Origin of the sequence: Thiogranum longum (assembly GCF_004339085.1) — a bacterium.
Classification (GTDB): domain Bacteria; phylum Pseudomonadota; class Gammaproteobacteria; order DSM-19610; family DSM-19610; genus Thiogranum; species Thiogranum longum.
Genome location: NZ_SMFX01000001.1, coordinates 697846 through 714794, shown reverse-complemented (window position 1 = coordinate 714794; position 16949 = coordinate 697846). Strand labels below are relative to the sequence as shown.

General features: G+C 56.2%; 19 protein-coding genes and 1 pseudogene. 2 read left to right on the top strand and 18 right to left on the bottom strand.

Annotation, left to right across the window (positions count from 1 at the left end; all coding sequences use genetic code 11):
• Position 1: 1 nt before the first annotated feature.
• Positions 2-157, top strand: a pseudogene (locus DFR30_RS03530) (helix-turn-helix domain-containing protein); the annotation flags it as partial.
• A gap of 250 nt (positions 158-407) precedes the next feature.
• Positions 408-794 (top strand): helix-turn-helix domain-containing protein, encoded by a 387-nt coding sequence (locus DFR30_RS03525; RefSeq protein ID WP_132971360.1) that lies wholly within the window; start codon positions 408-410, stop codon positions 792-794.
• Positions 795-809: 15 nt separating this feature from the next.
• Here DFR30_RS03525 and DFR30_RS03520 read toward each other — a convergent pair whose 3' ends face one another.
• From DFR30_RS03520 to cysE, 18 genes are all read right to left on the bottom strand, one after another.
• Complete coding sequence (locus DFR30_RS03520) at positions 810-1223, bottom strand: hypothetical protein (protein WP_165869077.1); 414 nt, start codon at positions 1221-1223, stop codon at positions 810-812.
• Between the two features lie 14 nt (positions 1224-1237).
• The gene (locus DFR30_RS03515; protein WP_132971358.1) at positions 1238-1972 is read right to left on the bottom strand and encodes an MlaA family lipoprotein; all 735 of its coding nucleotides are present in this window, start codon (positions 1970-1972) and stop codon (positions 1238-1240) included.
• A 34-nt stretch (positions 1973-2006) separates the two neighbouring features.
• Positions 2007-3401, bottom strand: a complete 1395-nt coding sequence (gene der, locus DFR30_RS03510) for a ribosome biogenesis GTPase Der (RefSeq protein WP_132971357.1) — start codon at positions 3399-3401, stop codon at positions 2007-2009.
• A 3-nt stretch (positions 3402-3404) separates the two neighbouring features.
• Positions 3405-4559 (bottom strand): outer membrane protein assembly factor BamB, encoded by a 1155-nt coding sequence (gene bamB, locus DFR30_RS03505; RefSeq protein WP_132971356.1) that lies wholly within the window; start codon positions 4557-4559, stop codon positions 3405-3407.
• On the bottom strand, positions 4556-5206 hold the full coding sequence (locus DFR30_RS03500; RefSeq protein WP_132971355.1) for a YfgM family protein: 651 nt from the start codon (positions 5204-5206) through the stop codon (positions 4556-4558). Before DFR30_RS03500 ends, bamB begins: the two co-directional genes overlap by 4 nt.
• 57 nt (positions 5207-5263) lie before the next feature.
• Positions 5264-6547: a histidine--tRNA ligase gene (hisS, locus tag DFR30_RS03495; RefSeq protein ID WP_132971354.1), complete on the bottom strand. Its 1284-nt coding sequence runs from the start codon at positions 6545-6547 to the stop codon at positions 5264-5266.
• 5 nt (positions 6548-6552) lie between these two features.
• Complete coding sequence (locus DFR30_RS03490; RefSeq protein WP_132971353.1) at positions 6553-7422, bottom strand: RodZ domain-containing protein; 870 nt, start codon at positions 7420-7422, stop codon at positions 6553-6555.
• A complete protein-coding gene (gene pilW, locus DFR30_RS03485; RefSeq protein WP_165869076.1) occupies positions 7412-8146 on the bottom strand; it encodes a type IV pilus biogenesis/stability protein PilW in 735 nt (244 codons plus the stop codon). The genes DFR30_RS03490 and pilW overlap by 11 nt, the downstream gene beginning before the upstream one ends.
• 32 nt (positions 8147-8178) lie before the next feature.
• Positions 8179-9258, bottom strand: a complete 1080-nt coding sequence (gene rlmN, locus DFR30_RS03480) for a dual-specificity RNA methyltransferase RlmN (RefSeq protein ID WP_243640667.1) — start codon at positions 9256-9258, stop codon at positions 8179-8181.
• Between the two features lie 343 nt (positions 9259-9601).
• A complete protein-coding gene (iscX, locus tag DFR30_RS03475) occupies positions 9602-9796 on the bottom strand; it encodes a Fe-S cluster assembly protein IscX (RefSeq protein ID WP_481557200.1) in 195 nt (64 codons plus the stop codon).
• A gap of 18 nt (positions 9797-9814) precedes the next feature.
• Positions 9815-10153, bottom strand: coding sequence for an ISC system 2Fe-2S type ferredoxin (gene fdx, locus DFR30_RS03470; protein WP_132971349.1), 339 nt, complete (start codon positions 10151-10153; stop codon positions 9815-9817).
• Positions 10154-10164: 11 nt separating this feature from the next.
• Positions 10165-12039, bottom strand: a complete 1875-nt coding sequence (gene hscA / locus DFR30_RS03465) for a Fe-S protein assembly chaperone HscA (RefSeq protein ID WP_132971348.1) — start codon at positions 12037-12039, stop codon at positions 10165-10167.
• Between the two features lie 3 nt (positions 12040-12042).
• Entirely contained in the window at positions 12043-12591 is a 549-nt protein-coding gene (gene hscB / locus DFR30_RS03460; RefSeq protein WP_132971347.1) for a Fe-S protein assembly co-chaperone HscB, read from the bottom strand.
• Between the two features lie 21 nt (positions 12592-12612).
• On the bottom strand, positions 12613-12936 hold the full coding sequence (gene iscA, locus DFR30_RS03455; protein ID WP_132971346.1) for an iron-sulfur cluster assembly protein IscA: 324 nt from the start codon (positions 12934-12936) through the stop codon (positions 12613-12615).
• Between the two features lie 13 nt (positions 12937-12949).
• Positions 12950-14170, bottom strand: a complete 1221-nt coding sequence (locus tag DFR30_RS03450; protein ID WP_132971345.1) for an IscS subfamily cysteine desulfurase — start codon at positions 14168-14170, stop codon at positions 12950-12952.
• A gap of 38 nt (positions 14171-14208) precedes the next feature.
• Positions 14209-15357 (bottom strand): cysteine desulfurase family protein, encoded by a 1149-nt coding sequence (locus DFR30_RS03445; RefSeq protein ID WP_132971344.1) that lies wholly within the window; start codon positions 15355-15357, stop codon positions 14209-14211.
• Between the two features lie 19 nt (positions 15358-15376).
• Positions 15377-15865, bottom strand: a complete 489-nt coding sequence (gene iscR, locus DFR30_RS03440; RefSeq protein ID WP_132971343.1) for a Fe-S cluster assembly transcriptional regulator IscR — start codon at positions 15863-15865, stop codon at positions 15377-15379.
• A 216-nt stretch (positions 15866-16081) separates the two neighbouring features.
• Positions 16082-16927 carry a serine O-acetyltransferase gene (cysE, locus tag DFR30_RS03435; protein WP_132971342.1) on the bottom strand — a complete coding sequence of 282 codons (846 nt, stop codon included), beginning with the start codon at positions 16925-16927 and terminating at the stop codon, positions 16082-16084.
• Positions 16928-16949: the final 22 nt, after the last annotated feature.

The window sequence follows — 16949 nt, the reverse complement described above, 5'->3', positions numbered from 1 at the left end:
GATGACAAGTGACAGGCCCGCAGCAAATCCTGACATTCGTCAAACCCTGTCATTGAACCTGCGCCTGTTTCGCCTGCTCAATGGCTGGAGTCAGGAACAGCTGGCTGAACACAGCGGGCTGCACCGAACCTATATCGGCGCAATAGAGCGCCGGGAAATCAGCGCCGGCATCGATAACCTGCAAAAGCTGGCCCATGCACTCGGCACATCACCCAACTCCCTGCTGGACCCCATGTGTCGCGATCTGCCGAACGGCATTCGGGAAACCGCACCGGCCTATATAGGCCGACGGAATGCACAAGTCACACTGTCACCTTCACGAAAAATACAGAATGTAGTCGATATGCGGCAATTTGCCCTATTTCGTCTGTGGACGCTGTTCCTCCGCTCCCCTGTAATAGATCCCCATGAAAGCCAATGCAAGGAAGCGGCTGGCCCAGCGAGTGCGATTGATGCGCACCCGGCGCGGCTGGTCACAGGAAGTACTCGCCGAACTCAGCGGACTCAACCGCAGCTACATCGGCGCTGTCGAGCGCGCCGAGCATAATATCGGCCTGGACAATATCGAACGTATTGCGGAAGCCCTTGAAACCGGTCTACCGGAATTACTTGATAGTGCAACGCCGGTAGCTGCCATACCGCCCCCGCCAAAAGCGGGTACCCACACAACAGCTCAATCGCCTGTTATTGTGCACCGAAAAATATTTCTTGAGCTGCTCAGGCAATGCGGTGAGACACATCGCGAACTTGTGCTCGTCTATCTTGAGCGGTGCGGCGTAACGGTAAGGGATTAACGGACTACAAGGCTCTCAGCGCAGCTGGACAACTTCGCCATATTCATGCCGACCTCGCCTGAGATTTTTATACTGACGAATCATAAGTATCATCTTGTCTATCGCTGCTGCATCGATGTGCGTGAGCGCGAGTCCCACCCGAAGTGGAACGCCATCCGGAACCGGATCACCGATCTCGATAAAATTACGCAACCCTTCCACTGCCCGGGAGCCTTCCAGTATTAACCGCTGCAACTCGGCTTTCAGCGTCACAAACTCACAACGCCAAACTACCTCACCCCCTTCGAAAGGACCTGTGAATACCAGTACAGCGTGGTCTTTGGTCTGATCGACAACCAGGCAGGACATGCCGGATTGTTTAAGGTAGCCGGCAAAACGCCGGGCATCTCCATTGCGGAGACCGCTATCCCTTCTTTCCCGCTCTGACATCATCCTGGATTCGCCTAGTCATTGAAGAGTTCGTCATCAAAGAAGTCCGGCTCAGGTGGGTTACCGTCATAAATTTCGAACCAGCGTTTTTGCCGGTAGGCCGTCCTGACCTGCAGGTAGGCATCCACCGAGCCGGCATCAAGTACACGCGAGGCAGAAAGAAGTTCTGAGCGCTTATTCACAGCAAACAGGCTATACCAGCCCAGCCGCACCCAGCCATTTGTCCGCATATTGACCGGTTCCATGGCCCAGGCGGGCGGCAAGCCCGCGGTATCTCGCAGCGTGCTGGGCCCGAGGACAGGTAAAACAAGATACCAGCCTTCTCCGATACCCCAGACACCAAAGGTCTGACCAAAGTCTTCATGGTGTTCCTCCATGCCCCAGGGCGTGGATACGTCAATCAACCCGGCTACACCGAATATGGTATTAAATCCAAAACGCATGGTATCACTGGCGGCCTGTTTCGGTTTCCACTGCAACAGGTCATTGACAATGACAATCGGCTCATAAATATTACCGAAAAAATTGCCAACGCCCGTGCGTACCGGGGAAGGAACATAGTCCCTGTAGTACTCTGCAACCGGTTTGATCAGCTTTCTGTCCAGCGTATCGTTGAACCGGTACACCACACGGTTCGCGCTTTCCAGGGGATCATTGGCTTCTTCATACGGCGATGTCACTGCGCAAGCATGCAGCAGCATAGTGAACACACCCGCCAGTATGATCCGCCCCTGTTTTAGTTTACTCACGTTTTCCACCCGTTCCCGTTGTGGTGCATGATTATTATTTCTTGACGTGTCGCAGCATCCGCTTGCGCTGACGCTGCTGGCGTGGCGTAAGCTTGTTGCGCTTATCCTTGTACGGATTATCACCGGTCTTGAACTCGAACCGTATCGGTGTACCCACAAGTTTCAAAGCCGAGCGAAAATAGTTATTCAGGTAACGCTTGTAAGTATGCGGCAAACGTGAAGTCTGGTTGCCGTGTATCACAATAACCGGCGGGTATTGTCCACCCTGGTGCGCATAACGCAACTTGATCCGCCTGCCCCGCACCAGTGGTGGCTGATGATCATGGACCGCCTTCTCAAGCAACTGTGTCAGCTCGGAAGTCCCCACCTTTATTGAAGCTGACCGGTGCGCAGTTTTTACCGCCTTGTAAAGATCTCCCACACCACTGCCGTGCAGGGCGGATATAAAGTAGCGCTCGGCAAAACCAAGAAACGGCAAGCGCCGGTCCAGCTGGTTCCGGTACCAGTTGCGCTGGTCTTCATCCAGACCATCCCACTTGTTCACCGTCACCACCAGCGCAGTACCACTCTCCAGTATGTGACCGGCCAGCGTCGCATCCTGTTCGGTCACCTCACCCGCATGTGCGTCCAGCACCAGCAATGCCACATCGGCATCGTTTATGGCCTGCAATGTCTTTATGACACTGAACTTCTCAATCGTTTCGCTGACCTTGCTGCGGCGCCGCACACCCGCTGTATCAATCAGCGTATAAGGCTCACCATCACGCTCGAAGTCAATATAGATACTGTCGCGTGTGGTTCCGGGCTGGTCATAAGCGAGTACCCGCTCTTCGCCAAGCATGCGGTTGGTGAGTGTTGACTTGCCAACATTCGGGCGCCCTACCACCGCGATACGAATCCCTTTGTGCGCCCGCTTTTCTGCCTCGACTTCTTCATGTGCCGGGAAATCCGCCAACACCCGGTTAATCAGCGAGGTAACCCCGTGTCCCTGTGTGGCAGCAATCGGCACGGGATCGCCCAGGCCAAGCGCGTAGGCATCGGCAACAATAGCATCAGTATCCTGCCCGTCGGATTTATTCAGGGCAAGCCAGGCGCGCTTACCGCTACGACGAAGGCGCTCGGCAATTTGCTCGTCGCTCAGGTTAAGACCATCACGCGCATCGAGCAAAAAAATGACCGCATCAGCCTCATCGACAGCTTGCCACACCTGATCAGCCATCAAACTGTCTAGCCCCTCCTCACCCCCGACCAGGCCACCGGTATCAACGACCAGGTAGGGGCTGTCGCCGACCCGGCCGTTCCCGTACTGGCGGTCGCGCGTCAGCCCCGGGAAGTCTGCCACCAGCGCATCCCGGCTACGGGTAAGCTGGTTGAACAGAGTCGACTTGCCGACATTCGGCCGGCCGATCAGCGCAATAACAGGCAGCATAATCTACTCGACAGGTTTCAGCCGGTACATCACCAGCTTGCCACCGGCGCCCAGCACCAGCAAGCGGTCACCCAGCGCAACTGCCGGCACAAGAATGCCGGCGCGTTCAACCCGTTCACGACCTGCAAGCGCACCATCGATACGGGATAACAGGTGAATGTAACCTTCAAAGTCCCCGACTGCGATATAGCCACCAACAACTACGGGCCCTGTCAGGAACCTGCGTTGCAGGTCACTGTTCTTCCATAGTGATGCGCCGGTGCGTCGGTCCAGCGCCCACACATTACTGAGTTCATCGGTCACATAGACCTGTTGATAATCAACTGCAATGCCGGCATACGCCGACATCTCCCGGCTCCATAACAGCCGGCCATTTTGAAGCGAGACTGCAGCGAGCTGGCCCTGGAAACTTGCCACATACAGGACACCATCACGCACAACGGGATCCGCATCGACGTCGACCATACGCTGAAGTTCCGAACGCCCGCTCGGTACAGCAACGGCCGCCTCCCACAACTGTCGTCCGGTGCGCACATCCAGGGCTACCAGCTTGCCATTGGCAAATCCTGCCATTAGCAGTCCGCCTTCGACCAGCGGGGTACTGGTGCCCCGCAACGACAACACCGGTACGGTACGGTCATGGATCCAGATACGTTTCCCGCTCTCTGCATCCACACCGGTCAGATTGCCATCGACCGTCTGCACGACGACAACACCCTCGTAAACCCGCGGCACCGAAAGTACTTCGCTCGAAACCGGCGCTGTCCACAACTGTTCGCCAGTTTCCGTATCGAGCGCAAGCACGCGTGCGTCGCTGGTTCCCACCAGCACGAGACCTTCATCCACGCCAGGGCCTGCAGAGACAGGTACATTTATCTTTTTACGCCAGACCGGCTCACCATCTTCAAGCAGGTAGGCTGACACCCGTCCTCTGCGATCAGCTGTGTAGACCCGCTCACCGAAAATTGCAGGAACAAGCTTGACCCGCTGCCCGTCGGTTCCCACACCGGTATCACGACTCCACAGGCTGCGCAGGGTCAGCTGCTCGTCAAACTTCTGCAGTTTGGCCGGCGGCTCACTGTTATCCTTGTCACCAAACCAGGAACAACCGCCCAGCAACATCAGTGCAAAAATAGCAAATACTGCATTTCGCATCATTGTGCCGCTGCATCCTTGCCTGCCAGGTTTTCATACTTCACCCGCAGATAAGCAACATTGGGCGCTGTAGCCGGAAGCAAGGCCAGCGCATCGCGATACGCGGCAGCAGCCGACGCCGTTTCACCCTGCGCAAATGCAAGGTCACCTTCAAGCTCTGCGTAAATAGCCTGGTATTCACCGACGCCTGTGGTTTCTGCCAGTACCTTCGCGGCCTGAGAGTAGTCCTTTTCATCTATCAGTACGCGCACCAGCCGGCTTCGTGCAATATTTTCGAGCTGGGGTGTCTTGGCGTGTTCCAGCGCCCACTCAAGCTGGGCTTGTGCAGCAGCCAACTCGCCGTCCTGGACAGCAAGTTTTGCAAGCACCAGGGCTGCCAGTACTGCATAACCCGAACCGCTGGACTGACTGATCAGTTGGCTGGCCTGGTTGCGAACCATTTCCAGATCATTCTGTTTCAAAGCCGTCTGCATCACGGCATAACTGTTTGATGCGTTTTCTGCCTGGGTATCCTTCCAGTTCATCCAGGCCCTGGCACCGAATATCAGTGAAAGCCCCAGTAATGCACCTGTGATCAGCGAACTGCCATTCTCTTTCCACCATTTTTTCAGGCTTTCGATTTGTTCTTTTTCCGACGCATGAACGTCCATCGGACTGTCTCCTCATTGTGACTGGCAGATATCAACCGGATACCTGCCAAACTGAAATTAATCTGTCCCGTGACCGAACAACTGCGCAACATGCACGGGGAGATCATCGAATAATACCGACTGCTGCTCACTGCGCTCCCTTAGCGGCTTGATCCCTGCCTCGCCACGCACCACTTCATCTTCACCGATGACCAGTGCGTACTGCGCACCACTGCGGTCGGCCTTCTTGAACTGGCTCTTGAAACTGCCGCCGCCGCAATGTGTCTGCACACGCAACCAGGGCAAGCTGTCACGTAGGCGTTCGGCGATCAGGAACCCTTCCCGTTGCGCCGAATCACCCATGGCGACGATATAGAGGTGCGGCTCGGCAGCAGGGAACACCGCCTGCTGGTTTTCCAGCAGCGCAATCAGACGCTCAAGTCCCATGGCAAAGCCCACGGCCGGAGTGGCCCGACCACCCAGGTACTCCACCAGTGCGTCGTAACGCCCGCCTGCACAGACGGTACCCTGTGCGCCCAGCTGGTCAGTAACCCACTCGAAAACTGTACGGCCATAATAATCAAGTCCACGCACCAGCCTCGGGTTGATCTCATAAGCCACACCGGCTGCATCCAGCAGCGAAAGAAAAGCTTCAAAATGCGCTTTTGAGTCATCATCAATATAATCAGACAACTGCGGCGCTTCACCGAGCAACGCCTGTATATCCGGGTTCTTGCTGTCCAGTATACGCAGTGGATTGGTTTCCAGCCTGCGCTGGCTGTCGTCATCAAGCTGCTCGAAATTCGCCTTCAGGTATTCAACCAGTGCGGCCTTGAAGCGGGTGCGCGCCTCTACCGTACCGAGCGAATTCAGTTGCAACGTAACATCACCCAGTCCCAGGCGTTTCCAGAATCGCGCTGTCATGATGATCAGTTCGGCGTCGATATCGGGGCCTTCCAGACCAAAAACCTCGACACCAACCTGGTAGAACTGACGATAGCGCCCCTTCTGCGGCCGCTCGTGCCGGAACATCGGACCGGTATACCAGAGTCGTTGCACCTGGTTGTTGACCAGTCCGTGCTGTATGCAGGCACGTACACAACTGGCTGTTCCTTCGGGACGCAGTGTCAGGCTGTCGCCGTTGCGATCCTCAAAGGTATACATCTCTTTCTCGACTATATCTGTCACTTCGCCGATCGAGCGTTTGAAAAGCTCGGTTTTTTCGACAACAGGCATGCGAATTTCGCGGTACCCGTACGATGACAGCACCTCTCGCAATGTATCCTCGACAAACTGCCAGACCGGTGTCTGGTCTGGCAAAATATCATTCATGCCACGAATGGCTTGCAAGGTATTCGACATTATTATCAGTTTTCCAGCTTGATACGTGCGACCTTGCCACGCTGGTAGGGGGTCAGGTCAACAGGCTTGCCACGCCACGTCATCTTCACCCCTGGCGCATTGCCGAGCAAAATATCGATCGGGGGCTCTGCCCGTACAATACGCTCGGTACCGGCATGCTGCGTCCCGACAACCAGTTTGCGCTGTCGTGATGTCATTTCAACCCAGCTATCCTCGGTAAAGCGCAGCACAAGTTCGGCCGGGCCCTGTGCTTTTGTCCGAACCACTTCTTTTGTAGTATCCGGCACCGCAACTGACGGCGCTTGCGCACGCTCCGGCTCCGGCGGTTTTTCCGTCAAAAATACGTCTGGTGCTTCTTCACTTCCCTCTTCAGGTAATGGCAATGCACCCGCATCAGGCACCTGGGTATCCGAAGGGGGAAGCTGTAACGAGTTGTCGACTGGCTGGCCACCCTGTCCTGACCAAAGCCGTTCCAGTGCGGGCGCGCCGTACAGCAGTACCATACCCAGCACCAGCAGAATCAGTCCCCACATCAGCACACGGCCAAGCGGGATGGAGGGCACGCGATAATGCTTGCGCGCAACCTGTCTTGGAACCGGTCGATGTTCTGTCGCCTGGGGCAATCTTGCAACCAGCGCGGCCTCGTCCAGGCCAACACAACGCGCATAGGAACGCACGTAGCCACGGATAAAAGCAGCGGCAGGCAAGGCAGCCTCATCGCCAGCCTCAAGCGCCTGGATCACTTCAACACGCAGGTGCAGCTCGGAGGCAACTTCGCCCATCTCCATTCCGGCTTCTTCGCGCCCCTTTGACAAGCACTTGCCAATGGCAGAAAGACCGCTTTCGGCCGACTTTTCCGTGTCGTTATCGACCACTTTGCTTACGCTCCCAATCAACCAGCAGGCCAGCCTCTTTGGAATCGGGATAGCGGTTTCTCAACAACAACGCATAACTGGACTGTGCATCAGAGTCACCCAGCGCCTGTTCTGCCAGTACCCCGTACCACAGGAACTCGGGCGTCAGGGGATCTACCTCCTGCAATCGCTGCAGGTAAGCGCGCACACCCAACCAGTTCTTGCGCACAAAATTGATGCGCGCCATCTCGCGCAATGCCGGCTTGTACTTCGGATTCACTTTTAAAGCCTTGCGGAAATATTCTACTGCCTTGTCCTGTTTTGACTGACGGAGAGCACACAACCCGGCATTGGTCAGTGTCGTTTCTGGCCGACGATACAGGGGATCCTTCAGTGCCGTGGTGAACATCCGGTCGGCTTCTTTATAGCGGCCGCTGCGACACAGGAACTGACCATAGTTATTCAGGGTAAGGGAATCTTTCGGGTCAAGGGCATAAGCCTTCCGGTAGTGTTTCTCGGCCTGCTTTTCCTCACCCAGACGCTCGTAGAGCACTGCAATCGCCGAATGTGCAGGCTGGTAGGACGAGTCCTGCCGGACAGCCTTCTCCAATGCTTCCATGGCAGGCTCGTACATCCCTTCACGCATATACCCGACACCCAGCCGTGTATTGGCTGAAGCCGGTGTCTGGTGACCGTCGCGTGTAGCTTGCCCCGCCGGTGTACATGCCGACAGCGCCAATACCATGACAATACACCCTGCTACGAACCGACTCACCATTACGATAGATCCCCTGTTACTTCAATTCCCATCCGTTCACGGCGTCGCGTCCGGTCCGTGAAGTCCCCCGCCAGTTGCCCGCAGGCTGCGTCGATATCATCACCACGGGTTCTCCGGGTAATGGTAACAATGCCGGCGTTATGCAGAATATTTCTGAAGCGCTCGATCTGTTGCTCGCTGCTACGCCGGTAACGTGTACGCGGGAACGGATTAAACGGAATCAGGTTGACCTTGGAAGGCACCTTGCGCAAACGCTTTGCAAGCGCCCTGGCATGCCGGTCACTGTCATTCACACCGTCCAGCATGACGTACTCAATGGTAATTCGACGTCGCCCCTCACCTACATATTCCTTGCAGGCCTGCAGGACTTCGTCGATATGGTACTTGATGTTGAGCGGCACCAGCTTGTTGCGCAGCTCATCATCCGGCGCATGCAGTGACAGTGCCAGAGAGATATCTGACTCCTCTGCCAGGCGTTTCAGTCCGGGCACAACTCCCGCCGTACTGAGTGTTACGCGTCGCTTGGACAGGGCGTAGGAGAAATCGTCCTGCATCAATGACACGGCGACCATGACATTATCAAAATTCAGCAAAGGTTCGCCCATACCCATGAAGACAACATTGGACACAGGCAATATGTCATCCATGGCCAGTAAACGTGAGGCAGTCCATAGCTGACCAATGATCTCCGCTGCCGTGAGGTTCCGGTTAAAACCCTGCTGAGCAGTTGAACAGAAACTGCAATTAAGCGCGCAACCGACCTGTGAAGATATGCACAAGGTGGCGCGTTCCGCTTCAGGGATATAAACACTTTCGATAGAATTTCCGTCATCCAGTTCGAACAGCCATTTGCGTGAACCGTCGGCAGACTTCTGGTCGGCAGCCACCCTCAGGCCACGCACTTCGGCATCCTGCTTCAGGCTGTCGCGCAACTTTTTACTGAGATTGGTCATTTCGTCAAACTCACTGACGTTCTGCTGGTAGATCCACTTCAGCAGTTGCTGGGCACGAAACGGCTTTTCGCCACGCGCAGCGAACCATTCGGCCAGCGCCGGACGATCGAAATTCAGCAAATTCATCTTGTCTGTCATACTGCCAACGTTGAGTCTGTGCCTTACCCGCGCGCCTCTATGTAAAATGCCGGGAAATCTGAAACTTAGCTAATAAAGCTGAATCGGGTAGTGTACCTGTTCCGAAGGTGAACAGGCAATCGGGGATCGGCGCAGCTGGAGGCGAACACTTCGCCAGGAAGCTGCTGGGCGCCTGATTGTAATAATTTGATAAATAAGAGAATATTACAGAGTTATGTGTGTTTCGCTATGGCCAGCCGGGGCAGGGTGACAGAAACATACTGACCCGAAGCATTCTGGAGCCCGGCGTGCAGGCCACCTTGCCTGCAGCCAGCTTCGACAAAGCACTGAACTACTCGCGCTCCTCGATCCAGGCCATCTGGATGGCTTCCAGGATCTTCTCACCGGAATGCTCGGGATCGTCATCAAACTCATCGAGCCCGATTACCCACTCGCGCAATTCGGTAAAACGTACTGCCGTCGGGTCTATATCCGGGTATTTTTCGTCCAGCTCAATAGCAATATCGAGTGAATCGATCCATTTCAGTCCCATGGCGCCTGTCCTCTAGTGATTTTCACTGACCATGTTGATGGTGTACTTGGGAATTTCCACCACCAGGTCTTCATTATCCACCTTCGCCTGGCAGCTAAGGCGTGAATCGGGTTCCAGACCCCAGGCCTTGTCGAGCAGGTCATCCTCATTTTCGTCAGATTCTTCCAGTGAATCGAAACCTTCCCGCACATACACATGGCAGGTGGTGCAGGCACAGGATTTCTCACAGGCGTGTTCGATCTCGATACCATTGGCCAGCGCAGCGTCACAAATTGTGGTGCCGGGCTCAGCCTCGACCACCGCGCCTTCCGGACAGATCTCTTCGTGTGGCAGGAAAATAATTTTTGGCATAGTACCTTGCTCTATTTGAATTCATCGACAGCGTGGCCGGTCATGGCCTTGCGGATGTTGGCATTCATGCGGCGATCCACGTACACGCTGCTTGCGGCTTCGAGGTTTTCGATGGCCTGTTTAATGGCACGGTGGTCATCACCATCGCGCGCCGTGCGCAGCTCATCGACAGCTGCATCGATTTTTGCCCGCTCATCGTTATCCAGGAACTCGTTACCGTCTGTATCGAGAGCGGCCTGAATGGCTTCCAGTACACGATCAGCCTCCACCTGCTGCTCACGCAGGCGCCGCGCCTCCATGTCGTCTTTTGCATGCTCCATAGAGTCACGCAACATGCTTTCCACCTCGGCATCCGTCAGCCCGTAGGAAGGCTTGACCTCGATGTGTGTCTGCACACCACTGGTTTCCTCTCGCGCGGTAACACTGACCAGCCCGTCGGCATCAACCTGGAAGCTGACCAGGATACGTGCTGCACCAGCCGCCATTGGCGGAATATCACGCAATTCGAATCGCGCCAGTGAGCGGCAATCCTCGACCAGTTCGCGCTCGCCCTGCACCACGTGCAGTGCCATGGCTGTCTGGCCATCCTTGAAAGTAGTGAACTCCTGGCCACGCGTCACCGGGATAGTGGTGTTGCGTGAAATGATTTTTTCCGTCAACCCACCCATGGTTTCGATACCCAGTGACAGTGGAATGACATCGAGTAGCAGCATCTCATCATCCGGCTTGTTGCCGGCCAGGATATCCGCCTGGATGGCGGCACCCACAGCAACCACCTTGTCAGGATCGATGTCCACCAGTGGTTCGCGCTCGAAAAATTCACCCACCCTGGAGCGCACTGCCCGCACCCGGGTGGAACCGCCTACCATCACCACCCCGGCAATATCTTCGCGATCGACACCGGCATCGCGTAATGCACGGCGACATGGCGCCAGCGTCTTTTTGATCAGTGGCGCGATGATCTCGTCCAGCTGCAAGCGTGTCAGCTCCCCTTGCCACAGGCTGTCGTCATCGAGTTTCAGCTCGATGATGGTTTGATCCATGTCAGTCAGGGCTTCCTTGGCACGACAGGCTTCATGCAACAAGCGGCGCTGCAAACCATGATCAGGACTACCCGCAATACTGGCCTGCCGCATTATCCACTCGGCAATGAGGCGATCCATATCGTCTCCACCCAGCGCACTGTCCCCGGCCGTGGCCAGCACTTCAAACACCCCCTGGTTGAGACGCAGTACAGAAACGTCGAATGTTCCGCCACCCAGGTCATAGACAACAATAACGCCATCCGAGTCCTTGTCGAGACCGTAAGCCACGGCTGCTGCCGTTGGCTCATTGAGCAAACGCATGACATTGAGACCGGCCAGCTTGCCTGCATCCCGGGTTGCCTGGCGCTGGGCATCATCGAAATAGGCCGGCACAGTAATCACCACACCGGTCAGCTCACCACCCAGCGTCGATTCGGCACGTTCACGTAGTACCCTGAGAATTTCGGCGGACACCTGTACCGGACTCTTGTCACCTGCAACGGTACGAATCAACGGCATACCGGACCCGGCGGCTACGAACTCATAGGGCAGTTCGGTACCGAGGCGTTTTATGTCATCAACCCCGCGCCCCATGAATCGCTTCACAGAAACAATGGTGTTGAGCGGGTCTTGTGCAGCCTGTTCATACGCAGACCGCCCGACATCAACGCTACCGTCTTCACGGTAGTGGACGACAGAAGGCAGCCGATGGCGACCTTGTTCGTCCGGCAGGGTCTCGGCCACACCATTGCGCACGCTGGCAACCAGCGAGTTGGTGGTGCCAAGGTCGATACCTGCTGCCAGGCGATGCTGGTGGGGCGCGGTCGACTGGCCGGGTTCGGAAATCGTCAGTAATGCCATAGGTCAGAGAAGTTCGTCTTCGAGGTCAGCTTCCAGTTCCTGCACTTCATTTTGCAGGCGGGTAAAAAACTGCATTTTCTGCACCAGCGCAACAGCCTGTTCGATATCACCTTCATCGGTATCGAGCACCTGCGCAAGTTCACTTTCCAGCGCTTTATACAGTGCGTCGATCTCTCTGGCCAGTACATCGAGTGCGTCCAGGGGGTCATCCACCGCATGGATTTCACCAAGCCGTTCTCGCAACTCCATCTGCTGCATAAGAAATGCCGGGTCGGCCTGCATGGTCTGCTGGTCGTCGATACTTCGCCCGCGCAATTCCAGCAGGTAGCGCGCACGCTTTAACGGATGCTTCAACGTCTGGTAGCCTTCGTTGATATGCGTCGCATGCTGCATGGCAATGCGGCGCTCCTGCTCTCCGGCACTGGCAAACCGGTCCGGGTGAACACTACGCTGCAGATCCCGGTAGCGCTCATCCAGCGCCGACCGGTCGAGGGCATATTGCTGCGGCAGGGAAAACAGCTCGTAAAAATTCTGCGTCAATACTGACGACATGGAAAATACCCCGCCGCCGGACTAGATAGTGAAACTTTCGCCACAACCACACTCGTCCTTGACGTTGGGGTTGTTGAATTTGAAGCCTTCATTGAGGCCTTCCTTGCCAAAGTCGAGTTCAGTGCCGTCGAGATATAACAAACTCTTGGGGTCCACGATAACCTTCACACCATGGTCCTCGAACACGGTATCCGTATCTTCGACCTCGTCCACGAACTCAAGCACATAGGCCATACCGGAACAACCGGATGTACGCACACCGAGTCGCAGGCCCACACCCTCGCCTCGCTGATCAAGAAAACTCTTGACGCGTTCCGCAGCAGCTTCTGTCAGAGTAATCGCCATAATATCTCTCTCCTCAGTGCGCAGCCCACTGGACGGAGTCCAGGTCAATGCCATCCTTGTACATGTCCCAGAGCGGTGAAAGGTCGCGCAATTTCCCGATTTTCTCGCGCACCAGTTTAATCGTGTAGTCGATTTCTTCTTCCGTCGTGAAGCGACCGATAGTAAAGCGGATTGAACTGTGCGCCAGCTCGTCATTACGCCCGATCGCACGCAACACATAGGATGGCTCCAGGCTGGCGCTGGTACAGGCAGAACCTGACGAGACCGCCAGATCCTTGAGCGCCATGATCAGGCTTTCGCCTTCGACAAAGTTGAAACTGATGTTGAGGTTACCCGGAATACGATGGTCAAGATCACCATTGACATAGACTTCCTCGATATCCCTGAAACCCTCATAAAGCCGGTCACGAAGTTTGGCGAGACGCACATTTTCCTCGGCCATTTCATCCTTCGCGATACGGAAAGCCTCACCCATACCGACAATCTGGTGGGTCGGCAGGGTGCCGGAACGCATGCCGCGCTCATGACCACCACCGTGCATCTGTGCTTCCAGGCGAACGCGGGGTTTGCGTCGCACAAACAATGCGCCCATACCCTTGGGGCCGTATATCTTGTGGGCCGAGAAGGACATCAGGTCAACTTTCATATTCTGCAGGTCGATTTCGACCTTGCCTGCGCTCTGTGCGGCATCGACGTGAAACACGATTTTGCGATCACGACAGATTTCACCTATGGCAGCGATGTCCTGGATTACACCAATCTCGTTGTTGACGTGCATGACACTGACAACCGTGGTGTCTTCGCGCATTGCAGCCTTTAACTTTTCAAGGTCCAGCAACCCGTTGGTCTCCGGGGTCAGGTAAGTCACCTCAAAACCTTCGCGCTCAAGCTGGCGGCAACTGTCCAGCACCGCCTTGTGCTCGGTCTTGACTGTAATTATGTGCTTGCCCTTCTTGGCGTAAAAATGCGCAGCGCCCTTGATTGCCAGGTTATCTGACTCGGTTGCGCCACTGGTCCAGACAATTTCTTTCGGGTCAGCATTAACCAGCGCGGCCACATTGCGGCGCGCTTCCTCAACCGCCTTGTCAGCTTCCCAGCCGAAACTGTGCGAGCGCGACGCCGGGTTACCAAACTTGCCGTCCGGCGTCAGGTAGCTGCACATTTTTTCGGCAACACGCGGGTCGACCGGCGTTGTCGCAGAGTAATCGAGATAAATTGGCGTTTTTACAGTCATGATTCATTACACCTGAGATTCAAGTTACATTTCCGGGATTACCAGCCGGCAACCTGTCCGGCCTTCTGGACCCATTGCTGTTGTTGCCCGATCTGGTTCAACACTGCGTCGATATCCTGCTGCGTGGTATCACGCCCCAGGCTGATGCGAATGGCACCGCGTGCGAGTACCGGCTCAACACCCATAGCCAACAGCACATGGCTGGCTTCGTTGTTACCGCTCGAGCAGGCAGAGCCACTGGAGACCGCGATACCCGCGCGATCAAGCTGCATCAGCAGCGCCTCACCATCGATTCCGTTAACCGCCAGCTGTACTGTATTGGGCAAGCGTTCTGCCTGTTGCGCAAATATCGTTATCTGCGGGTAGCGCGCCAGGCCAGCCTCCAGCGCATCACGCAGGCTTCGCAGGTATTCGCTGTCCGATGCCTGTCGCTGCAGCGCCAGTTCCGCTGCCGCACCAAAACCGACAATACCGGCCACGTTCTCCGTTCCGGCGCGGTAACCGCGCTCCTGGCCACCACCATACTGAAGTGGCGTCAGTTCCAGCGCCTTGTCGTACACCAGGGCACCAACACCCTGCGGTCCATAAATCTTGTGCGACGACAAGCTCATCAGCTGCACGCCACTGTCAGCAAAATCTGCCGCCAGTCGGCCGACCGCCTGGACAGCATCGGTGTGCATGACAGCGCCAGCCCTGCGTGCATAATCTGCAATAGATGCAATGTCCTGTATGGCGCCGGTTTCATTGTTTGCCATCATCACCGACACAAGTCGGGTGTCAGCCGTAATATTCTGTTGCAGTGCCGCTTCCGTCACCCGGCACTGTGTATCCACACCCAGCAAGTCTGTCTGCCAGCCGCTATCTGCCAGATGCCGGGCCATCTCCAGCACCGACGGGTGTTCAATCGAACTCACCGCAATACGTCCAGGTGTACGCCCGGCGGTTACCGCGTGCAGGGCCAGATTGTTGGCCTCGGTGCCACCACTGGTAAAAATCACCTGGGAAGGCTGCACTCCGACCAGCTGCGCCACCTGTTCGCGAGCGGCTTCGATCATGGCCCGTCTGGCACGCCCAAACTGATGTGTGCTGGAGGGATTGCCCGGCAAACCATCCATGCAGGCCAGCATGGCATCTCGCACCGGTCCGGCGAGTGGCGTGGTGGCGTTGTAATCGAGATAGCATTTCATGCCTGCTGCCCCGTCCGCGTCAGCGCGACTCCAAAGTCGGGGCCGGGCGCACAACATCAACCTCAAGCTCATGCTTTACAGCTGTTCCGGTACCCGCAGACCCCGAAGTATCCTGCTCAACCAGTTGGGCCAGTGAAATGTCACTCAGGAATGTAAAAATCTGTTCACTGAGTTCCGTCCACAAATCGTGGGTCAGGCAGCGCTGCCCGCCCTGGCAGTTCTCCTGCCCTCCGCAGCGCGTCGCGTTGACACTTTCATCAACTGCAGCTACCACGTCGGCGACCGCAATATTTGCTGCGTCCCCACTCAACAGGTAACCGCCACCGGGGCCGCGGGTACTGGACACCAGTCCATTGCGGCGCAAGCGAGTGAAAAGTTGCTCCAGGTACGAGAGAGAAATGCCCTGTCGCTCGGAAATTGCCGACAACGTGATCGGTCCCTGGTTCGCGTGCAGCGCCAGATCCAACATTGCCGTAACGGCGTAGCGCCCCTTGCTGGTCAATTTCATGCCAACCTGCCTCTATTCAAGCCTTGGAAAACCTTGCTAAAGTGCCATAACTGAGTAAAACAGTCAAGAATTACCAACCCGCCGGAAACAGGGGTTGCAGGGGACTGACAGACAACACATTGATGTACAGGGACATCCCTCCCGCAACGAGGGAATTTGGGCGATTCTAACCAGCAAGATCATACTCCGGGCCGCTATTCCTGCCGCCAGACCCGGTCAATTCGCTTTGCTGTCATCCTCGCTGCCAGAATTTTCATCCGCCACGGATTCCGGCTCATCTTCACCGGTTTCGATGGGAGGCGTAGCGCAGGTCGCCTGGCTATCCAGCTCGCAGGCGCCAAGATCCGGCATCTGCATATCCCCCACCTCGGCGCCGAGACTCTTCAAACTACGGCACATCTCTTCCAAACGCTTGTCCATGACATGAATGTGGTCGAGCATGTTGTTGATCGCATTGGCGACCGGGTCAGGCATGTCCTGTGTACTACCATAGGCATCGAAGCCCATTTTCCTGGCAATGGCCTCGCGGCGCTTTTGCTGGTCAGTGCGCGTACCACCTACCACGCGCCCGGGCACACCAACTACCGTGGAACCTTCGTGGATATCCTTGACGACAACAGCGTTGGAACCAATACGGACATCATCACCGATAAGAATTGGCCCCAGCACCTTCGCGCCTGCACCAATCACCACGTCATTACCCAATGTCGGGTGACGTTTACCCTTCTCCCAGCTGGTACCACCCAGTGTGACACCGTGGTAGAGGGTGCAGTCATCCCCGATCTCGGCAGTTTCGCCAATAACCACTCCCATGCCATGATCGATGAAGAAACGTCGCCCGATAGTCGCCCCCGGGTGGATTTCGATACCGGTAAGCCAGCGGGTGAGATTGGACAGCACCCGGGCCAGCAATGGCAGCCCGTTGTTCCACAGAACATGCGTGAGACGGTGCATCATCACCGCATGAAAACCCGGGTAGGTGGTAATAACTTCAAACCGGGTGCGCGCGGCCGGGTCGCGATCAAATACGCAGTTGAGGTCTTCCCGCATTCGCTCCCACATAAATCACCCGGTCCGGAAATAA

What these genes read in the sequence shown, in the direction of transcription:
- DFR30_RS03525 (WP_132971360.1), top strand. Translation starts at nt 408, where the DNA reads ATGAAAGCCAATGCAAGGAAGCGGCTGGCCCAGCGAGTGCGATTGATG.
- DFR30_RS03520 (WP_165869077.1), bottom strand. Translation starts at nt 1,223, where the DNA reads ATGTCAGAGCGGGAAAGAAGGGATAGCGGTCTCCGCAATGGAGATGCC.
- der (WP_132971357.1), bottom strand. Translation starts at nt 3,401, where the DNA reads ATGCTGCCTGTTATTGCGCTGATCGGCCGGCCGAATGTCGGCAAGTCG.
- bamB (WP_132971356.1), bottom strand. Translation starts at nt 4,559, where the DNA reads ATGATGCGAAATGCAGTATTTGCTATTTTTGCACTGATGTTGCTGGGC.
- DFR30_RS03500 (WP_132971355.1), bottom strand. Translation starts at nt 5,206, where the DNA reads ATGGACGTTCATGCGTCGGAAAAAGAACAAATCGAAAGCCTGAAAAAA.
- hisS (WP_132971354.1), bottom strand. Translation starts at nt 6,547, where the DNA reads ATGTCGAATACCTTGCAAGCCATTCGTGGCATGAATGATATTTTGCCA.
- pilW (WP_165869076.1), bottom strand. Translation starts at nt 8,146, where the DNA reads ATGGTATTGGCGCTGTCGGCATGTACACCGGCGGGGCAAGCTACACGC.
- rlmN (WP_243640667.1), bottom strand. Translation starts at nt 9,258, where the DNA reads ATGAATTTGCTGAATTTCGATCGTCCGGCGCTGGCCGAATGGTTCGCT.
- fdx (WP_132971349.1), bottom strand. Translation starts at nt 10,153, where the DNA reads ATGCCAAAAATTATTTTCCTGCCACACGAAGAGATCTGTCCGGAAGGC.
- hscA (WP_132971348.1), bottom strand. Translation starts at nt 12,039, where the DNA reads ATGGCATTACTGACGATTTCCGAACCCGGCCAGTCGACCGCGCCCCAC.
- hscB (WP_132971347.1), bottom strand. Translation starts at nt 12,591, where the DNA reads ATGTCGTCAGTATTGACGCAGAATTTTTACGAGCTGTTTTCCCTGCCG.
- iscA (WP_132971346.1), bottom strand. Translation starts at nt 12,936, where the DNA reads ATGGCGATTACTCTGACAGAAGCTGCTGCGGAACGCGTCAAGAGTTTT.
- DFR30_RS03450 (WP_132971345.1), bottom strand. Translation starts at nt 14,170, where the DNA reads ATGACTGTAAAAACGCCAATTTATCTCGATTACTCTGCGACAACGCCG.
- DFR30_RS03445 (WP_132971344.1), bottom strand. Translation starts at nt 15,357, where the DNA reads ATGAAATGCTATCTCGATTACAACGCCACCACGCCACTCGCCGGACCG.
- iscR (WP_132971343.1), bottom strand. Translation starts at nt 15,865, where the DNA reads ATGAAATTGACCAGCAAGGGGCGCTACGCCGTTACGGCAATGTTGGAT.
- cysE (WP_132971342.1), bottom strand. Translation starts at nt 16,927, where the DNA reads ATGTGGGAGCGAATGCGGGAAGACCTCAACTGCGTATTTGATCGCGAC.